14 protein-coding genes and 1 pseudogene are annotated in these 15,871 nt (G+C 65.9%); 6 read left to right on the forward strand and 9 right to left on the reverse strand.

Annotated features, from left to right (window positions below):
• Positions 1-38 precede the first annotated feature (38 nt).
• Positions 39-379: pseudogene (locus C8D95_RS11845) on the forward strand (DUF3140 domain-containing protein).
• Positions 380-383: 4 nt separating this feature from the next.
• Here C8D95_RS11845 and C8D95_RS11850 read toward each other — a convergent pair.
• Both C8D95_RS11850 and C8D95_RS11855 read right to left on the reverse strand, forming a co-directional pair.
• Positions 384-2,351, reverse strand: coding sequence for a protein meaA (locus tag C8D95_RS11850; protein ID WP_109759411.1), 1,968 nt, complete (start codon positions 2,349-2,351; stop codon positions 384-386).
• A gap of 104 nt (positions 2,352-2,455) precedes the next feature.
• Positions 2,456-2,998 carry a hypothetical protein gene (locus C8D95_RS11855; RefSeq protein WP_146202995.1) on the reverse strand — a complete coding sequence of 181 codons (543 nt, stop codon included), beginning with the start codon at positions 2,996-2,998 and terminating at the stop codon, positions 2,456-2,458.
• A gap of 292 nt (positions 2,999-3,290) precedes the next feature.
• Here C8D95_RS11855 and ccrA point away from each other — a divergent pair, with 292 nt between their 5' ends.
• The 5 genes from ccrA (at position 3,291) to C8D95_RS11885 (ending at position 8,677) form a co-directional block, all read left to right on the forward strand.
• On the forward strand, positions 3,291-4,580 hold the full coding sequence (gene ccrA / locus C8D95_RS11860; RefSeq protein WP_109759413.1) for a crotonyl-CoA carboxylase/reductase: 1,290 nt from the start codon (positions 3,291-3,293) through the stop codon (positions 4,578-4,580).
• 375 nt (positions 4,581-4,955) lie between these two features.
• Positions 4,956-5,666 carry a helix-turn-helix transcriptional regulator gene (locus tag C8D95_RS11870; RefSeq protein ID WP_241239735.1) on the forward strand — a complete coding sequence of 237 codons (711 nt, stop codon included), beginning with the start codon at positions 4,956-4,958 and terminating at the stop codon, positions 5,664-5,666.
• 78 nt (positions 5,667-5,744) lie between these two features.
• Positions 5,745-6,371 carry an acyl-homoserine-lactone synthase gene (locus C8D95_RS11875; protein ID WP_109759415.1) on the forward strand — a complete coding sequence of 209 codons (627 nt, stop codon included), beginning with the start codon at positions 5,745-5,747 and terminating at the stop codon, positions 6,369-6,371.
• Positions 6,372-6,410: 39 nt separating this feature from the next.
• Positions 6,411-7,943 (forward strand): ATP-dependent DNA helicase, encoded by a 1,533-nt coding sequence (locus tag C8D95_RS11880; RefSeq protein WP_109759416.1) that lies wholly within the window; start codon positions 6,411-6,413, stop codon positions 7,941-7,943.
• Entirely contained in the window at positions 7,940-8,677 is a 738-nt protein-coding gene (locus C8D95_RS11885) for an SDR family oxidoreductase (protein WP_109759417.1), read from the forward strand. The genes C8D95_RS11880 and C8D95_RS11885 overlap by 4 nt, the downstream gene beginning before the upstream one ends.
• Here the strand turns inward: C8D95_RS11885 and C8D95_RS11890 are convergent.
• Genes C8D95_RS11890 through C8D95_RS11920 form a run of 7 tightly spaced genes read right to left on the reverse strand, consistent with a single transcriptional unit; the run spans position 8,674 to position 15,794 of the window.
• Positions 8,674-9,426, reverse strand: a complete 753-nt coding sequence (locus C8D95_RS11890) for a TIGR02186 family protein (RefSeq protein ID WP_109759418.1) — start codon at positions 9,424-9,426, stop codon at positions 8,674-8,676. The two genes, C8D95_RS11885 and C8D95_RS11890, sit on opposite strands and share 4 nt — an antisense overlap.
• Positions 9,426-10,343, reverse strand: coding sequence for a sulfite exporter TauE/SafE family protein (locus tag C8D95_RS11895; RefSeq protein WP_109759419.1), 918 nt, complete (start codon positions 10,341-10,343; stop codon positions 9,426-9,428). The genes C8D95_RS11890 and C8D95_RS11895 overlap by 1 nt, the downstream gene beginning before the upstream one ends.
• A gap of 54 nt (positions 10,344-10,397) precedes the next feature.
• On the reverse strand, positions 10,398-11,366 hold the full coding sequence (locus tag C8D95_RS11900) for an ABC transporter permease (RefSeq protein WP_109759420.1): 969 nt from the start codon (positions 11,364-11,366) through the stop codon (positions 10,398-10,400).
• 4 nt (positions 11,367-11,370) lie between these two features.
• The gene (locus tag C8D95_RS11905; RefSeq protein ID WP_109759421.1) at positions 11,371-11,997 is read right to left on the reverse strand and encodes a LysE family translocator; all 627 of its coding nucleotides are present in this window, start codon (positions 11,995-11,997) and stop codon (positions 11,371-11,373) included.
• Positions 11,994-13,148: an ABC transporter permease gene (locus C8D95_RS11910; RefSeq protein ID WP_109759422.1), complete on the reverse strand. Its 1,155-nt coding sequence runs from the start codon at positions 13,146-13,148 to the stop codon at positions 11,994-11,996. The genes C8D95_RS11905 and C8D95_RS11910 overlap by 4 nt, the downstream gene beginning before the upstream one ends.
• Positions 13,149-13,176: 28 nt before the next feature.
• Entirely contained in the window at positions 13,177-14,799 is a 1,623-nt protein-coding gene (locus C8D95_RS11915) for an ABC transporter ATP-binding protein (RefSeq protein ID WP_109759423.1), read from the reverse strand.
• Positions 14,799-15,794, reverse strand: a complete 996-nt coding sequence (locus C8D95_RS11920) for a BMP family lipoprotein (RefSeq protein ID WP_109759424.1) — start codon at positions 15,792-15,794, stop codon at positions 14,799-14,801. Before C8D95_RS11920 ends, C8D95_RS11915 begins: the two co-directional genes overlap by 1 nt.
• Positions 15,795-15,871: the final 77 nt, after the last annotated feature.

Raw genomic sequence — 15,871 nt, forward strand, 5'->3', positions numbered from 1 at the left:
CGCCATCGGCGGGGCCTTCCAATCAGCCTGAGGCTGCGATGACGGAAAAGTCGAGAGACGAGATCTGGAGCGAGTGGCGCACGAAGGTGAACATGGCGCCCAAGGAGCTTGAGGCCTGACCGACGAGTCCAGGTCGGTCGGTGACAGCAGCGATGGGGACGAGAGCACCGGCCACAAGTCGGGACGCCGGATCGTCGAGATCAAGCGGACCGACAAGGACGACCTGACGGACGCCCAATGGGATCACATGGCGAAGGTCCTTGGCTATATCGCAAGGCATTCGGCCCAGAAGCCGAAAGAGCCAGAGGGATCGAACTGGGCCTATTCGTTGAAGAATTGGGGCCACGACCCCTTCGGCAGGAACGGCGCGGCGACCTGAGATCCTATTCCGCCGCCACCGCCTCGGGGTCGGCCAATGCGACGATGTCGAACATGATGCGGTTCAGCTCGAAATCCTTGGGGGTGTAAACACGCGCGACGCCCATCGCGCGCAGGCGCTCGGCGTCGGAGTCGGGGATGATCCCGCCCACGACCAGCGGCACATGCGAGAGTCCGGCCGAGGTCATCTCGGCCAGCGTTTCCTCGATCAGCGGCAGGTGGCTTCCCGACAGGATGGACAGACCCACGACATGGGCGCCCGCATCGCGCGCGGCGGTGACGATCTCGGACGGCGTCAGGCGAATGCCCTCGTAGGTGATGTCCATGCCGGCGTCGCGGGCGCGGGTTGCGATCTGCTCGGCCCCGTTCGAATGGCCGTCGAGGCCGGGCTTGCCGACGAGGAACTTCAGGCGCGTCCCGAGGCGTGCCGAGACGGCATCTACGGCGGCGCGGATCTCGTCCAGTCCCTCGGTCCGGTTCGAGGGGTTGCGGCTGACGCCCGTGGGTGCGCGGTACTGGCCGAAGGCGGCGCGCACGACGTCGCCCCATTCGCCGGTCGTGGCACCTGCCTTCGCGGCGGCGATGGAAGCGGGCATGACGTTCTGGCCGGAGGCGCAGGCATTGCGGAGGGCGTCGAGGGCAGCTCGGACCCTTGTCTCGTCGCGAGAGGCGCGCCAGTCCGTCAGGCGCGCGACTTGGTCGGCCTCGGCTTCGGGATCGGCGACCATGATCGCTTCGGGCCCGCTGGTCAGCGGCGAGGGCTCGCCCGCCTGCCAGCGGTTGACGCCGACGACGGTGGTTTCGCCCTGCTCGATCCGGCCGATGCGGTCGGAGTTCGCCTCGACGAGGCGGGATTTCATGTATTCGATAGCCTCGACTGCGCCGCCCATCGCGTCGATGTGGGCAAGCTCGGACCGGGCGCCGTCTTTCAGTTCTTCCACCTTCGCGGTCACCGCCGGGTTGCCGTCGAAGAGGTCGTCGTATTCGAGAAGGTCGGTCTCGTAGGCGAGGATCTGCTGCATCCTCAGTGACCACTGCTGGTCCCAGGGACGGGGCAGGCCCAGGGCTTCGTTCCAGGCCGGAAGCTGCACCGCGCGGGCGCGGGCGTTCTTCGACAGGGTGACGGCCAGCATCTCGATCAGGATGCGGTAGACGTTGTTTTCGGGCTGCTGCTCGGTCAGTCCCAGCGAGTTGACCTGCACGCCGTAGCGGAAACGGCGGAATTTCTCGTCCTCGACACCATAACGGGCGCGGCAGATCTCGTCCCAAAGCTCGGTGAAGGCGCGCATCTTGCAGAGTTCGGTGACGAAGCGGATGCCGGCGTTCACGAAGAACGAGATGCGGCCGACCATCTCGGGGAAGTGCTCGGCGGGCACTTTTGCGCGGAGGTCGTCGAGGACGGCCTGCGCGGTGGCCAGCGCATAGGCCAGTTCCTGTTCCGGCGTCGCTCCGGCCTCCTGAAGGTGGTAGGAACACACGTTCATCGGGTTCCATTTCGGAAGGTGCTCGCGCGTGTAGGCGGCGACGTCGGTGATCATGTTCAGGCTGGGCCGGGGCGGGCAGACGTAGGTGCCGCGCGAGAGGTATTCCTTGATGATGTCGTTCTGGACGGTGCCCTGCAGCTTCGAGACGTCCGCGCCCTGCTCCTCGGCCACGGCGATGTAGAGCGCCAGGAGCCACGGCGCGGTGGCGTTGATCGTCATCGAGGTGTTCATCTCCTCGACCGGCAGGCCGTCGAAGAGGGCGCGCATGTCGCCGAGGTGGGCTATCGGGACGCCGACCTTGCCGACCTCGCCGCGCGCCAGGCGGTGGTCGCTGTCATAGCCGGTCTGGGTGGGCAGGTCGAAGGCGACCGACAGGCCGGTCTGGCCGCGCGACAGGTTCGAGCGGTATAGCGCGTTCGACGCGGCAGCGGTCGAGTGGCCGGCATAGGTGCGGAACAGCCAGGGACGGTCTTTCTGCGCGTGCGACATCTGCGGATATCCTCGACCGGCGTTGAAATATAATTTCGCTGGAGGTCAAGTATGCGCAAGGAAATGGCCGTGTCAATTCGCTGCGACGCGGCGAGGGGCGATGCCTAGTGGCGGATCGCCCCGGTCTCGACCGCGAGGTCGGTCTGGATCACGGAAACGAAGCGCTCGATCGACGCCAGGACCTCGCCCGAGGGCTCTTTGAGGGCGTGGAGGGGGATGCGGACGCCGAGGCGGCTGAGGATCCAGGATTCCATCCACGAGGGCAGCGGGAGGCGGAGGACACCCGAGGTGCGGGGGCGAAGCTCGAGGTAGAGCCACTCCTGCGCGTGCCAGAAGACGGGGCGGCGGGGGACGTAGTGGGCGCGCTCGACCTCATGCCAGGCGATGCTGCGCAGAAGGCCGAAGGGCGACGTCAGGCCTTCGGGGCCTACGGTGAGGCGCGTTACGGGATGCCGCGAAATCACCATGAAAACAGTGGCGACGACAAGGCAGACGCCAAGCACCATTCCCTCGACAAGGGCGAGGACCGGGCCGGGATTGCCGAAGATCAGCGCGATCAGGGTGGGATAGAGAAGGATCATCGCCAGCGCGACGGTGCGCCGTGCCATCCAGCGATTGTAGAGGAAGCGGTGGGTGGTCGACGGCATCGACTGCAGGTCTGGTTCGCGCGCGCCGGACGACATTAGACTAGCCACCTGAAAGTTTACGGAATTCTCCCTATCGTACCCGTTTTCGGCGATCGTGTAACCCTTGGAGACAGCCTCTGCGACTTTCCGCTGATACGGAGTGCTGCGCTTGCGAAGAAAACCTGACCCTCTAACAGCCGACGAGACATAAAATTTCAAATAACACGACCTCTGGGTTGCAATCTTGCGTGGCCAGTTCTATTTCCTGACTTGAGTTTTGCGATTCTGCATCGCAGCGTAGAAGGGGACGATCATGGCTTTGGACGAGGCTGGCACGATGACCGAGACGGCGCCGAAGAAGGACCTGTACGCGGTGGGCGAGATGCCTCCGCTGGGGCATCTTCCCGGGAAGATGCACGCCTGGGCCATCCGGAGAGAGCGTCACGGCGAGCCCGACAAATCCTTCCAACTCGAAGTGGTGCCGGTCGACAGGCCCGACAGCCACGAGGTCGTCGTGATGGTGATGGCGGCGGGCGTGAACTATAACGGCGTCTGGGCGGGGCTCGGGATCCCGATCAGCCCCTTCGACGTCCACAAGGCCGAGTATCACATCGCGGGGTCGGACGCGGCGGGCATCGTCTGGGCCGTCGGCGACAAGGTCTCGCGCTGGAAGGTCGGCGACGAGGTCGTGATCCACTGCAACCAGGACGACGGCGAGGACGAGGAGTGCAACGGCGGCGACCCGATGTTCAGTCCCAGCCAGCGGATTTGGGGCTATGAGACGCCGGACGGCTCCTTCGCGCAGTTCACCACGGTACAGTCGCAGCAGTTGATGCCGCGCCCGAAGCACCTGACCTGGGAAGAAAGCGCCTGCTACACGCTGACGCTCGCCACGGCCTATCGAATGCTGTTCGGGCATCATCCGCACGAGCTGAAGCCGGGGCAGAACGTGCTGGTCTGGGGCGCGTCGGGGGGGCTTGGGTCTTATGCGATCCAGCTCATCAACACGGCGGGGGCGAACGCGATCGGCGTGATCTCGGAAGAAGACAAGCGGGACTTCGTGATGAGCCTCGGCGCCAAGGGCGTCATCAACCGCAAGGATTTCGACTGCTGGGGCCAGCTTCCGACGGTCAATACCGACGAATACAAGGCGTGGTTCGGCGAAGTCAGGAAGTTCGGCAAGGCGATCTGGGACATCACCGGCAAGGGCGTGAACGTCGACATGGTGTTCGAGCATCCGGGCGAGGCGACCTTCCCGGTCTCGACCTTCGTGGTGAAGAAAGGCGGCATGGTCGTGATCTGCGCCGGCACCACCGGATACAACCTGACAATGGACGCGCGGTATATCTGGATGCACCAGAAACGCATCCAGGGCTCGCACTTCGCGCATCTGAAGCAGGCGGCAGCGGCGAACAAGCTGATGGTCGAGCGGCGGCTCGACCCCTGCATGTCCGAGGTGTTTCCCTGGGCGGACATACCGGCTGCGCACGTCAAGATGCGCCGCAACGAACACAAGCCGGGGAACATGGCCGTTCTGGTTCAGGCGCCGCGCACGGGGCTTCGGACCTGGGAAGACACGCTAGAGGCGAGCGTTTCCAGATAAGAGACAGTCTGTTTCCATATCGGAATCAAACGCCGCGAGGGTCCGCACCCTTGCGGCGTTCTCCGTTCTGGAGGCCCTAACCCCAAGTTTTTCAATATCTTGCAGTCTTCCCCCTCGCTATATCTGGGGAGTTGAAAATGGTGAGTGACGCTGCATCATGAATACATGCTATGGTTGTATTAGTGAATCGTTAACCATCTAGGGGCGAGAACTGTATGGCAAACGACTGGATACTCGACGTTCTGACCGACCTTCGATCCTTCGCCTGCAAGAACGGATTGAAGGCCACGGAAATGCAGATGGTCACGGCCATCGGCATCGTCGCGGAGGAGCTGACGTCGGTGCGTGGGATGGCGCCGGGGACGCCGCTTAACATTGGCCATACTGGAGAGCTTCATCGACAAGCTGGGTTCGGTCGAAAGTTTTGATCGGCTGAACGACGTCATTGTCGGCCTGCGGGACGTGCTGGAGACCGAGCACGTCATCTATCACTGGGTCAATTCGACCGGCGAACATTGCGCCGCGCTGACCTATTCCGAAGAGTGGACGACCCGCTACCTGACGCAGGACTATGCCCGGCTCGATCCCGTGGTGCAGGCCTGCCTGAGGCAGTTCAACCCCGTCGACTGGAAGCGGCTCGACTGGAGCGGGCGTTCGGTGCGCGCTTTCGTGGACGAGGCCGTCGACGCGGGCGTGGGAAACCAGGGGTATTCGATCCCGATCCGGGGACCCTCGGGCCAGTTCGCCCTGTTCACGGTGTCGAGCCGGGACGACGACGCGGCCTGGAGCCGTTTCACCGAAGCGCGTGCGAGAGAGCTGATCCTGATCTCGCACTTCATCAACCAGAAGGCGCTGGAGCTGGAGCGCGGATCGGACACCCTGAAGGTCGTCAGCCTCAGCCCGCGCGAGACCGATGCGCTGACCCTTCTGGCGCTTGGACACAGCCGGGCGCAGGCGGCCGAGAGCCTGTCGATCTCGGAGCATACGCTGCGCGTCTATATCGAAGGCGCGCGGATGAAGCTGGCGGCGATGAACACGACCCACGCCGTCGCTCGCGCCCTGAACCAGGGGCTGTTAATCGTGTGACAACCCTCGCGCACGGCTGGATCCGCGCGCGTTAACCACGGCTGACTAGGACCCTTCCACCGCAAGTGGGAGGGTTTCATGCTTCGCTATCTTCATGCCGTCGAGCTGCCGCGCTTGCCCAGGCTGAGGGACGGCATGTTCCGCGACCGCGCCGTGCAGTTTCGCGAACGGCTGGGGTGGGAGGTGAGCGTGGGCGCCGACGGCTTCGAGCGCGATGCGTATGACGCCGAAGATCCGCTCTATGTGCTGTGGGCGCGTCCCGACGGCACGCATGGCGGGTCCATGCGGTTTCTGCCGACGACCGGCATCACCATGGTCAACGATCACTTCGCGTCCCTGACGGATGGCGCCCGGATCGAAAGTTCGTCGATCTGGGAATGCACGAGGTTCTGTCTTGCCCCTGACGCGGCAGCGGGTGTGTCGGCTGCCATGATGCTTGGCGCGATGGAGGTCGGGCGGCATTTCGGCCTGTCGCACCTCGTCGGTGTCTTTGATGCGCGCATGGTGCGGATCTATCGCCGGCTTGGCTGGGGCCCGACGATCCTGGGCACCGAGGGGCAGGGGCGCGATGCGACCAGCGCGGGTCTCTGGGCGATCGATGCGCGGGTCCGCGCGCGGCTTCTGGTGGCGGCGGGCGTGTCGGACGAGGTGTCGCGCTTCTGGGTGTCGCGGTCTCTTGGAGGAGCATGTGCAATGGCGGCCTGACCGCTGGCCCACGCCGGGCGGGCAGGCTAGGGTCCGGGCATGTCGCTTCCCGTCACCGCGTTCTCCGAGGACCAGGCAGAGGCCTTCGACCGCGTGGCCGAAGCCTTGCGCGGGGCTGGCGTCGACATCGAGGAAAGCTCCGTCTCGCCCCGGACCGAGGGCGGGCAGGGCGTTCTGGCGGTGATCGGCAAGGCCGGGTCGGGCAAGACGATGCTGCTGGCGCGGCTGGCCGAGGCGCTGACGGAAGCGGGCGTCGACACGGTCAGCGGGGACTACGAGGGGCGGCGGCGCAAGGATCGTCGCACGCTTGCCATCCTCGCTCCGACGAACAAGGCCGCGAGCGTCCTGCGCAACCAGCGCGTGCCCGCGACGACGATCCACCGGATCCTCTACACTCCGGTCTACGATCCCGAGTACGAAAAGATCGCGGAATGGCTGGTCGGCAACGGCGAGCGGCCTTCGGTCGAAGGGCTGACCGACGCGGCGCTCGACCGGGCGTTCGCGTTCTTCCAGACCGTCAGGTCGGTGCCGGGCGCGCTGGCGACGGCAGGTTTGAAGGGGTCGGACTTCATCCTCGGCTGGAAGCGGCGCGAGGATCCGCTGGACATCGGCTTCGTCGACGAGGCCTCGATGCTGGACCAGAAGCAGTTCGACGACCTTCGGGAAATCTTCCCGACGCTCCTTCTCTTCGGGGATCCCGCGCAGCTCGCGCCGGTCAACCAGTCCGGGCAAATGATCTTCGAGACCCTGCCTGAGCCGCGCAAGCTGGTGCTGCACCGGGTCCACCGTCAGGACCTCGACAACCCCATCCTCGACCTCGCGCACGCGCTCGGCGACGACGCCCTGACCTTCGAGGACTTCGAGCGGATGATCGAGGATGCCGCGCGCACCGACGACCGGGTCGTCGTCAGCCCGCGCGTCGAAGCGGGGCTGATGGCGCGGTCTCCCGTGCTCGTCTGGCGGAACGCGACGCGCATAAGGCTGATTCACGCCTTCCGCGCCGCCTTCGACGCGCCCGCCGATGCGCTCCTGCCGGGCGAGCCGCTGATCTGCGACGGCATCGAGCTGCCGCTCAAGCATCGCAAGAAGCGGCTCGACCTCGAGGCGCGGGGGCTCATCAAGGGCGCTCAGGTGATCTATCTCGGACCAGGGCGGCGTCCCGGCTTCTCGCGGCTGCACGTCATCGGGGCGATCGAGCCGCAGGTGTCGGCCGCGTCCATCGTCAAGATCGAGATGCCGGACGAGGAAGAGCCGTTCATCCCCTTCGCCGCGAACATGGGCGCAGCCTTCCTGCACGGCGCGGCCGTGACGATCCACAAGGCGCAAGGCTCCCAATGGCGCGAGGTTCAGGTTTTCGCGCCGGATCTCTACGCCGCCAGCCGGGCGGGACGGAACGAGGCGGGCATCCCGCTCTGGAAACGACTGGCCTACGTCGCTATCACTCGGGCAGAGGAGCGGCTTTACTGGGTCACGCGCTATCGCCTCGGAAAGCCGGCAGAACCATTGACGACACGCGATCTCGACGCGCCCCCCGCGCCGTTCTCGCTGGACAGGGAGGACGACGGGGAATGAGCGGAACCATCATCATCACGGGCGCAAGCCAGGGCATCGGCAAGACCACGGCCGAGGTTTTTCTCGAGGCCGGCTGGACGGTCGGCGTCCTTGCTCGCAGCGCCGAGAAGCTGGACGCCTTCTGCAAGGGACGCGACAAGGCCGTGCCTCTGGCAGCCGACGTTGCCGACAGCGCTGCGGTCGACGCGGCCTTCGCGCAGTTCGTCGAGAAGGCCGGACGGATCGACGCGATCTTCAACAACGCCGGGCGCGGGTCGAAGCCCGTCAGCATCGACGAGATCGACGACGAGACCTGGAATGCCGTCGTCGGCGTGAACCTGAACGGAATGTTCAACTGCGCCCGAGCGGCGTTCCGGCAGATGCGGAGGCAGGCGCCGCAGGGCGGTCGGATCGTCAACAACGGGTCGATTTCGGCGCATTCTCCGCGCTGGCATTCGGTGCCCTACACGACGACCAAGCACGCCATCACGGGCCTGACGAAGAGCCTCGCGCTTGACGGCCGCGAGTTTGACATCGCCTGCGGGCAGATCGACATCGGCAACGCGCTGACCGACATGACGCAGGACATGGCCTCGGGCCGGCCGCAGGCGGATGGCAGCATGAAGCCCGAGCCGACGATGGATGCGCGCCACGTGGCCGAGACGGTGCTGTCGATGTGCCGCCTGCCGCTGGAGACGAACGTGCAGTTCGTCACCATCATGGCGACCAAGATGCCCTTCGTCGGGCGCGGCTAGGACCGGAACACGCGGAAGGCGGCGGAGGCCGCCCATCCCGCGAAGATGGCGATCGTCAGCGACATCAGGCCATAGATTAGCGGCTGTTCCCGGGACAGGTGGAACAGCCAGCGCTCCAGCCCGACCTTGTGGACCTCGATCGCGGCGGTATGCGTGTCGACGATGAAGCCGCCGCGCGTCAGGTAGAAGCGCGCGACGTACCGGCCTTCGTGCAGGTTGGCGGGCAACTGGATGCTGGTCGAGAAGAGCGTGTCCTCGTCGAAGGTCACAGCGCCGATATTCGTCTGGTACAGCGTCTCGCGCATGCGCAGCCGGATCAGAGCCTCGGTGAAGTCATTCGTGCCGGAGATCGTCGCGCCGACCGAGCGGATCGCGCGGTGGATCGAGATGCGGTGGCGCAGGTCCTCGACGTCCTTGATCGTCTCGGACCATGTGCCCGAGGTCGAGACCGAATAGAAGCTTGGGGCTGCGTCCACCTCGACCGTGTCGGTGTTCACCCAGATGCCAAAACGCCGTTCCTTCCGGCGTACCGTCAGCGGCTCGGACGGCCCCGACACGGTGATGAGAACCTGAAGCGCCGGATCCTCGACGATCTGCGTTTCACGCTTCACGGCACCGAAGATCAGGATTTCGGACCCGTCGAAGTTCGTCGAGATCTGGATCCGGCTCTGGCTGAGGCCGGCCACCACCTCTTCCGCCCGCGCGGGCAAGGCGGCGAGAAGGAGAAGGGACAGGAGAGCCGCGCGCATCAGTGCGCCTTCCCGGTGCCGAGGCTGTAAAGCTCGGACGGCTCGAGAAGGAGGTCGAGCGCCAGCTTGCCGCAGACCAGGAGGACGAGAAGGGCGAGAAGGACGCGCAGTTGCTCGGCCTTCATCTTTGCCCCGATCTGAGTTCCGATCTGCGCCCCGAGGACGCCTCCCACGATCAGGAGAAGGGCGAGCACGATGTCGACGGTATAGTTCGTCGTCGCGTGCAGGATCGTCGTGAAGGCGGTGACGAAGATGATCTGGAAGAGCGAGGTGCCGATGACGACCTTGGTCGGCATGTGGAGGATGTAGATCATCGCCGGCACCATGACGAAGCCGCCGCCGACGCCCATCACCGCCGCAAGGATGCCGACGAGGAAGCCGACCATCAGGGGCGGGATGACCGAGATGTAGAGCCGCGAGGCGCGGAACTGCATCTTGAACGGCATCGCATGGACCCAGCCGTGCTTGCGCCGGGTCGGCGCTGCGCGGCCCGCGCGCGTCTTGCGGATGGCGTTGAGGCTTTCGACGAACATCAGCGCGCCGATGACGCCGAGGAACAGGACGTAGGACAGCTGGACCAGAAGATCGACCTGGCCTCGCGCCCGGAGCAGGTTGAACACCTGAACGCCAAGGAGCGCCCCGGCGAGACCGCCGACCAGAAGGACGCCTCCCATCCTCAGATCGACCGTGCGGCGCTTCAGGTGCGCGAGCACGCCCGAGAACGAGGCCGCGACAATCTGGTTCGCGCCCGTGGCCACCGCGACGGCGGGCGGGATGCCGATGAAGAACAGAAGCGGCGTCAGAAGAAAGCCGCCCCCCACCCCGAACATCCCCGAAAGGACCCCGACCATTCCTCCCAATCCCAGAAGAAGGAAGGCGTTGACCGAGACCTCGGCAATGGGGAGGTAGATCTGCATGGTCTCCCTTACGCCCCGTCGCCGTTCGCTTTCAAGGGGCTGCCGCTGCCGGGGTCAGCGTTCCTTCACATAGGGCTCTCCGCCGGCGCGGGGAGGGATCGCCTTGCCCACGAAACCGGCGAGTATGACGACGGTCAGGATATAGGGAAGCGCATCGAGGAACTGTCCGGGTATGTCGATGCGGGCAACTCTCTCGACCACGTCCGGCCGGAACGACAAAGCCTGGAAGAAGCCGAAGAGAAGGCAGGCGAAAAGGGCGTACCACGGCCTCCATTTGGCGAAGATCAGGGCCGCGAGCGCGATGTAGCCCCGGCCCGACGACATCTCCTTGACGAAGCCCGCCTGCAGGCCGGTCGCAAGGTAGACGCCTCCGAGGCCGCAAAGGACACCTGCGATGGCGACCGCCGTATAGCGCAGGCGCAGGACCGACACGCCGGCTGTGTCGACGGCCGCCGGGTTTTCGCCCACGGCGCGAAGCCTCAGCCCGAAGCGCGTGCGGTAGAGCATCCACCAGATCAGCGGCACCGTCAGGAGCCCGACATAGACCAGAAGCGAATGGCCCGAGATCAGCTCGGTGTATCCCTGGCCGGCGTAGGGCAGGCCCGACAGCGACTGTGCGAAGGGCAGGGTGATCTCGTTGAACCGCGCGTCACCCGACAGGGACGGCGTGCGCCCGCCTTGTCCGAACCAGTCCTGCGCGATGAGGACGGTCAGGCCGGACGCGAGGAAGTTGATGGCGACGCCCGAGATCAACTGGTTGCCCCGGAAGGTGATCGAGGCAAGGCCGTGGATCGCCGACAGGACCAGCGACGCGCCCACGCCTGCGGCAAGTCCGGCCCAGACCGAACCCGTGGTCGCGGCGACGGCGGCCGAGAAGAAGGCCGACATCAGCAGCTTGCCTTCGAGCCCGATGTCGAAGATGCCCGCGCGCTCGGACACGAGGCCCGCGAGGCAGGCGAAGAGAAGCGGCGTGGCGAGCCGGACCGTGGTGTCGAGGATCTGGAGGAGCGTCAGGTAGTCCAAGGCGTCACTCCCGGGCCGTGGCGAGCTTGAAGGCGGCAAAGGCGAAGAACACGCCGAGGACGCCCTCGATCCAGCGCCGCGCGCCGGCATAGAGGGACAGGAACGGCCGGGAGGACAGGGCGACGGCCCAAGCCCCGTGTCCCGCGAAGGAATTGACGAAGGCGCCCCCAAGGAACAGCGCGAGGATCGGCAGGGGCGCGGTCTCCAGCCCCGCCACGGCTGCCGCTGCGATCCAATAGAGGATGGCCTTGGGATTGGTCATCTGCATGGCAAAGCCCGCCGCCGCCGAATTGTCCGCGCGTGCCGTGCCCTTCGCGGCAGGCAGTTCTCCCGGAGCCATCATGCGTCCGAAGGATTTCCACGCCAGCCACAGAAGGAAAGCCGCCCCGGCAAAGCGCACCGCCGTCATCGCCCAGGCGATGTCGGCGAGAAGCGCCGCCAGACCGAGGACGGCGATCAGCGCCAGAAGTACCGCGCCCAGCGCGATGCCGAGGCAGGTGGCAAGTGCGGGTGCGCGTCCGCGCGTCGTCGCCACCGTCAGGATCAGCGCGACACCGGGACCGGGCGACAGCACCCCCAGAAGCTGGACGCCCCATCCGGTCAGAAGGTTCGGCAGCCACTCCCCGATCACGCGCCGTGCCCTCCCTGCGCCGACTTGGCGTCGGGTTTGGGCGCGGTGGTCGCCTCGACCGGCGCCTTGCGGCGGAAGTTCAGGAACAGCGCCTCGATCGGCATCCGCACCATGTTGTCGAGAGCGCCGGTGAACAGGATCACCAGCGCCTGGATGACCACGATCAGCTCGCGCTGGATGTTGGCCCAGAGCGACAGCTCGGCCCCCCCCTGGTAGAGGAACCCGAAAAGAAGCGCTGCCAGCAGGACGCCGAGGGGATGCGACCGCCCCATCAGCGCCACCGCGATGCCGATGAAGCCCGCGCCCTCGACCGAGTTCAGGACCAGCCTTTCGGCCTCGCCCATGACGTTGTTGACCGCCATGCACCCCGCCAGCGCGCCCGAGATCATCATCGACACGACGATGATCTTGGTGGGCGAAATTCCGGCGTAGCGGGCGGCGGGCTCGGAATGGCCGTAGGCCCGGATCTCGTAGCCGAGGCGCGTCCGCCAGATCAGCAGCCACACGAGGTAGCAGGCGAGGAGTGCTATGAAGAAGGTGATGTTCGCGGGCGCCGCCTGCGAGAACGGGATGCCGACGAGGCCGAGCGCGTCGGCAAGCGACGGCAGATGCGTGCCCGCGGGGAACTTGGCCGTTGCCGGGTCCATCGCGCCTGCGGGCCTCAGGTGCTCGACCAGCATGTAGGTCAGGAAAGACGCGGCGATGAAGTTGAACATGATCGTTGTGATGACGATGTGGCTGCCGCGCTTGGCCTGAAGGTAGGCAGGAATGAAGGCCCAGGCTGCGCCGAACAGCGCCCCCGCGATCAGCGCGACGGGCAGGGCGACCAGCCAGTGCGGCCAGTCGACCGAAAGGCACACCAGCGCCACACCCAGACCGCCCAAGGCCGCCTGACCCTCGCCGCCGATGTTGAACATCCGGGCATGGAAGGCGACGGCGACGCAAAGGCCGGTGAAGATGAAGTTGGTCGCATAGTAGAGCGTGTAGCCCCAGCCATAGGACGACCCGAGCGCGCCCGTGACCATGATCTTCACGGCCTCGATGGGGTCCTTGCCGATCGACAGGATGACGAGCGCCGAGAGCGCGAACGAGATCAGAAGCGAAATCAGCGGGACGAGGATCGCGTCGGCCCACTTGGGGATCACGTCCATGCCGAAGGTCTCCCCTGCCGCCTGCGCATCATGCCTGCGTTCCGTTCCCGGTCACGAGACCGCTTGGCGGTCTGTGGACAGGCGCGCGGCCGGTGTCGGTGATCCCGGCCATCAGCATGCCAAGCTCTCGCTCGTCGGTCTCGGCAGGCAGACGCTCGCCCATGATGCGGCCGTCGAACATGACGGCGATGCGGTCGGACATCGACAGGATCTCATCCAGTTCGACCGAGACGAGGAGGATCGCCTTTCCCCGGTCGCGGAGCGCGATGATCTGCTGGTGGATGAATTCGATGGCGCCGATGTCGACGCCGCGCGTCGGCTGGCCGACAAGCAGAAGATCGGGGTCGCGTTCGATCTCGCGCGCCAGAACGATCTTCTGCTGGTTGCCGCCCGAGAAGTTCTTGGCCGCCAGCGCCGGGTTCGGCGGGCGCACGTCGAAGCGCTGCATCTTCTCTTGGGTGATGCGGCGGATGGCGGCGTTGTCCATGAACCAGGACGACTTCTGGTATTCCGGCGCGTTGTGATAGCCGAAGACCATGTTCTCCCAGGCGAAGAAGTCGAGGATCAGCCCTTCGCGGTGCCGGTCCTCGGGGACGTGGGCGATGCCGCGCGCGCGGCGGGACTGGCCGTCGGACCGGGAACCGGTCAGGTCGATGTCCTCGCCGTTGACGCGGACGGTTCCCGCCGCACGGCCATAGCCGCCGAGGACGTGCAGAAGCTCGGACTGTCCGTTGCCGGCCACGCCCGCGATCCCCAGAATCTCGCCGCCCCGGACGTGCAGGTCGACGCCCTTGACGCGCTCGACTCCGTCCTCGTCCACGATGCGCAGGTTTTCAACCTCGAGAACGCGGGCGTAGGGCTCGGCGGGCTTCTTGTCGACGCGGAGAAGGACCTTGCGGCCCACCATCAGCTCGGCCAGTTCCTCGGGCGAGGTTTCCTTCGTCTTGACGGTCGCCGTCATCTCGCCGCGCCGCATCACGCTGACGGTGTCGGTGATCTCCATGATCTCGCGCAGCTTGTGGGTGATCAGGATAATCGTCTTGCCCTGGTCCTTGAGGCCATTGAGGATGCGGAACAGGTGATCGGCCTCGGCGGGCGTCAGGACGCCCGTGGGCTCGTCCAGGATCAGGATGTCGGCCTGACGATAGAGCGCCTTCAGGATCTCGACGCGCTGCTGGTGGCCGACGGACAGCTCCTCGATCATCTCGTCCGGGTCGACGTTCAGTTCGTATTCGGCGGCGAGTTCGGACAGGAGTTTCCGCGCCTTGGCGAGCGAGGGCTTGAGAAGCGCGCCCTCCTCGGCGCCGAGGACCACGTTTTCCAGCACGGTGAAGTTCTCGACCAGCTTGAAGTGCTGGAAGACCATGCCGATGCCGGCGGCGATGGCAGCCTGGCTGTCGGGGATCTCGGTCTTGCGTCCCTGGATGAAGATCTCGCCCGCGTCGGCCTTGTAGAAGCCGTAGAGGATCGACATGAGGGTGGACTTGCCCGCGCCGTTCTCGCCGATGATGCCGTGGATCGTGCCTGGCATCACGCGGATGGAAATGTCCTTGTTGGCCTGGACCGGACCGAAGGCCTTGGAAATACCTTTCAGTTCAATGGCCGGGGCGGCCGTGTCCGGCCGCCCCGCATTTTCCGCGCCATCGCGCATCAGAAGTCGATCGCGGGGCAGCTGTCGTCCGACATGTAGTCGTGAACCTGGACCTCGCCCGAGACGATCTTGGCCTTCGCGTCCTCGACCGCCGCCGTCATCTCGTCGGTGATGAGCGAGGCGTTGTTGTCGTCGACGGCATAGCCCACGCCGTCGTCGGCGAGGCCCAGAACCTGGATGCCCGTCTCCATCTCGGGGCCCTGCGAGAAGGCTTCGTAGACGGCGTTGTCGACGCGCTTGAGCATCGAGGTCAGGACTTCGCCCGGATGCAGGTAGTTCTGGTTCGAGTCGACGCCGATCGACAGGATGTCGGCGTCCGCTGCCGCCTGGAGGACGCCCACGCCGGTGCCGCCGGCCGCCGCATAGACCACGTCCGCGCCCTGGCTGATCTGCGCCTTGGTCAACTCGCCGCCCTTCACGGGGTCGTTCCACGCGGCGGGCGTGGTGCCGGTCATGTTGGCGACGACCGTGGCATCGGGGTTCACGGCCTTCACGCCCTGGGCATAGCCGCAGGCGAACTTGCGGATCAGCGGAATGTCCATGCCGCCGATGAAGCCCACGGTGCCGGTTTCCGACGCCATAGCGGCCAGCATGCCGACGAGGTAGGAGCCTTCATGCTCGTTGAACACGACCGAACGGACGTTCGGCGCGTCGACGACCATGTCGATGATCGCGAAAGTCGTGTCGGGATAGTCGGGGGCGACCTCGCCCAGCACCGACCCGAAGGCGAAGCCAGTCATCACGACGGGGTTCGCGCCCGCCTCGGCAAAGCGGCGGAGCGCCTGCTCGCGCTGCGCTTCCGAGGTCAGCTCGATCTCGCGGAAGGTGTTGCCGGTCTCTTCGGCCCACTTCTGGGCTCCGTTAAAGGCGGCCTCGTTGAACGACTTGTCGAACTTGCCGCCCAGGTCGAAGATCAGCGCGGGCTCGGCCAGCGCGGCGCCCGACGTCAGCGCCAGCGCCGCGGCGCCGCCAAGAAATTTGTTGAGGATGGTCATGGTCGTCTCCCAGTTGCGGACCTGGGCGCGGATCGCGGGCAGAACCCCCCGGCGCCCTTATTGATGACGGATTAAGG

Source organism: Silicimonas algicola (genome assembly GCF_003148765.1).
Classification (GTDB): domain Bacteria; phylum Pseudomonadota; class Alphaproteobacteria; order Rhodobacterales; family Rhodobacteraceae; genus Silicimonas; species Silicimonas algicola.